This window comes from Robiginitalea sp. (assembly GCF_049588695.1).
Classification (GTDB): domain Bacteria; phylum Bacteroidota; class Bacteroidia; order Flavobacteriales; family Flavobacteriaceae; genus Robiginitalea.
On the sequence record NZ_JBAVZJ010000495.1, the window covers coordinates 1 to 2,243 of the forward strand.

The window sequence follows — 2,243 nt, forward strand, 5'->3', positions numbered from 1 at the left end:
GTAAATCTCGCCACATCAAGCGATGGAAACGACTGGACCCCACTTTTGACGCCGGATAAAGAGCTTCTGCCAGTCTTTACCCCAACCCTTAATGATTTTGACAGTCATCTGGTAGAGCCGGGGCCTCCCGCCTTATATACAGAAGCGGGGATTTTACTGATCTATAATGGTAAAAACCTCAGCGGGGAAGGAGCGGGCAAGACTACACCCGAAGGAACCTATTGTGGGGGTCAGGTCCTTTTTGACAATACACAGCCCCAAAAATTCATCGCGCGCCTGAGCGCCCCCTTTATCTGCCCTTCATTACCGCATGAAGTAAGTGGCCAGTACAAGGCGGGGACTACTTTCGCAGAAGGCCTGGTGTTTTATAAGAACCAGTGGTTGCTCTATTACGGTACTGCCGATTCTATGGTGGGTGTGGCCGTCAGGCCTGCAGAATAAGCACCCGAATCGTAGCATTTATCTGATTCCACAGAACACTCAGGTCAGTAGATTTCCATCTTCGTCCCATTCTGCAATCACACCCCTCTGACTCTGATCCACGCATTTTTCTAGCCACTCGGGCTCATAGGCCAGGCCGTGTTTATCCAAAACTTCCTGGGGTACACCATCCCAGACATTGGGCATATTACCTTTGTAACCCAAATCCTCAATTCCCACTTTGGAGGTGTAATATCCGCAAACCGTGAGGTTTCGGACAAGGTTAAAAAATTGAATTTCAAGGGGTTGCTCATCCATAGGTGCTTTTGCATCGTAATAGGCAATCCCATCCAAAAGGGTCTTTTGCTGAGCTTCGGGAATACTTTTAAATTCCATTCCAAACTCCGTATTGCTTTTATGATCTAACCACATGAGCCCTCCCCTTAAGGTCGGTTGGAAATCGGGATAGTCCTTAGCCATAAATTCTATAAAATCAGGCACCCCGGCTTCCAGCGGGCCTCCAAATTTTTCATCGGGAGGAAGTATGAGTTCTGAGAGAACTTCTATGGTTTCCCTTTCATGGGGGTTTAAATAGGTCTCCGCATTCAATTTTTCAAGGGCCTCCAACTCCTCGGGAACCCTGCCGTACCCAAAACCGGTTTTTGCGCCCAGCTGTTCAGCGGCCTCTGCAGCTTCCCTTGTCGTACACCCATGTACCGCAAGCCCCCCGGCAACCGTGCCCAAAAGGATATTTTTTAAACTCGATCTCCTGTCCATTTCAGATGTTTTGTTGTTTGAGTTGTTCTACTATGTAGTCCGAAGCCCTCATGGAAAGGGCCAAAATGGTCCAGGTACAGTTTTTATCTGCCTGGGAAACAAAAGGGCCGGCATCTGTGATAAAAACATTGTCTGAATCGTGCAACTGCTGAAAGCGATTCGTAACCGAGGTAGCCGGATCATCGCCCATACGTGTCGTGCCCACCTCGTGTATGATACGCCCGGGAGTTTCAAGCCCAAAATCCCGTTCGGCCCCGGGGGTTTCCCCCAAAGGCTCACCCCCCATCTGATGTATTATTTCCTCAAAGGTCATCTGCATATGTCTGGCTTGCTTGCGCTCATAGTCCGACCAATTGTAATGAAAACGGAGGACGGGTATTCCAAATTCATCCACTGTGGTTGGGTCTATTTCACAATAATTATCCTTTCGGGCAATCGATTCTCCGCGACCCCCAAATCCCATAACAGCACCGTAGTACTTCTTGACATCTTTGCGAAGCTGGTCCCCATAGCCTCCTGTCTTCAGGCCGAAAAAGGTGTTGAACTCGTTTGGATTAAAACCGAAACCGTAGTTGGGCATTCCGATACCACCCCAAACTTCAATGTGGTAGCCCCTTGGGAAGTCGAGATCCTTATTGTCGAGCCACCAGGGCGAATAAACATGCATCCCCCCTACACCGTCTTCATTGTAAAGCTCACGGTTCATCAGGGCGGGTATAAAGGCAGCCCTGCTGCTGCCGGTGGAATCGTGCAGGTATTTCCCAACCAGGTCGCTACTGTTCCCCAATCCATTGGGGTGTTGGGGGCTTTTTGAATTCAACAGGATGCGGGCGGAACTACAGGCAGAAGCAGCGAGGATGACTACTTTTCCCCTTAGTTGATATTCCTTACGGTCTTCCCTGTTGACATAGGAAACCCCAGTCGCTTTTCCCTCCTGGTTCGTGGTCACTTCACGGACCATTGAATTTACATACAGGTCTACCTGGCCCCTGCTCTTCTGGGCCGGAAAAATCAGGCAGGTACCCGCCGAAAAATCGGCGTAGACC

2 protein-coding genes and 1 pseudogene are annotated in these 2,243 nt (G+C 49.7%); 1 reads left to right on the forward strand and 2 read right to left on the reverse strand.

Annotation, left to right across the window (positions count from 1 at the left end; genetic code table 11):
• A pseudogene (locus WBV75_RS11560) lies at window positions 1–441 on the forward strand (hypothetical protein); the annotation flags it as partial.
• 39 nt (window positions 442–480) lie between these two features.
• Here the strand turns inward: WBV75_RS11560 and WBV75_RS11565 are convergent.
• Both WBV75_RS11565 and WBV75_RS11570 read right to left on the reverse strand, forming a co-directional pair.
• Window positions 481–1,197 carry a gluconate 2-dehydrogenase subunit 3 family protein gene (locus WBV75_RS11565; RefSeq protein ID WP_424120749.1) on the reverse strand — a complete coding sequence of 239 codons (717 nt, stop codon included), beginning with the start codon at window positions 1,195–1,197 and terminating at the stop codon, window positions 481–483.
• A 1-nt stretch (window position 1,198) separates the two neighbouring features.
• Window positions 1,199–2,243, reverse strand: a 1,045-nt coding sequence (locus tag WBV75_RS11570) for a GMC oxidoreductase (protein WP_424120750.1), incomplete at its 5' end; no start/stop codon positions are given.

Coding starts and splice junctions, on each gene's coding strand:
- WBV75_RS11565 (WP_424120749.1), bottom strand. CDS start 1,197: ATGGACAGGAGATCGAGTTTAAAAAATATCCTTTTGGGCACGGTTGCC.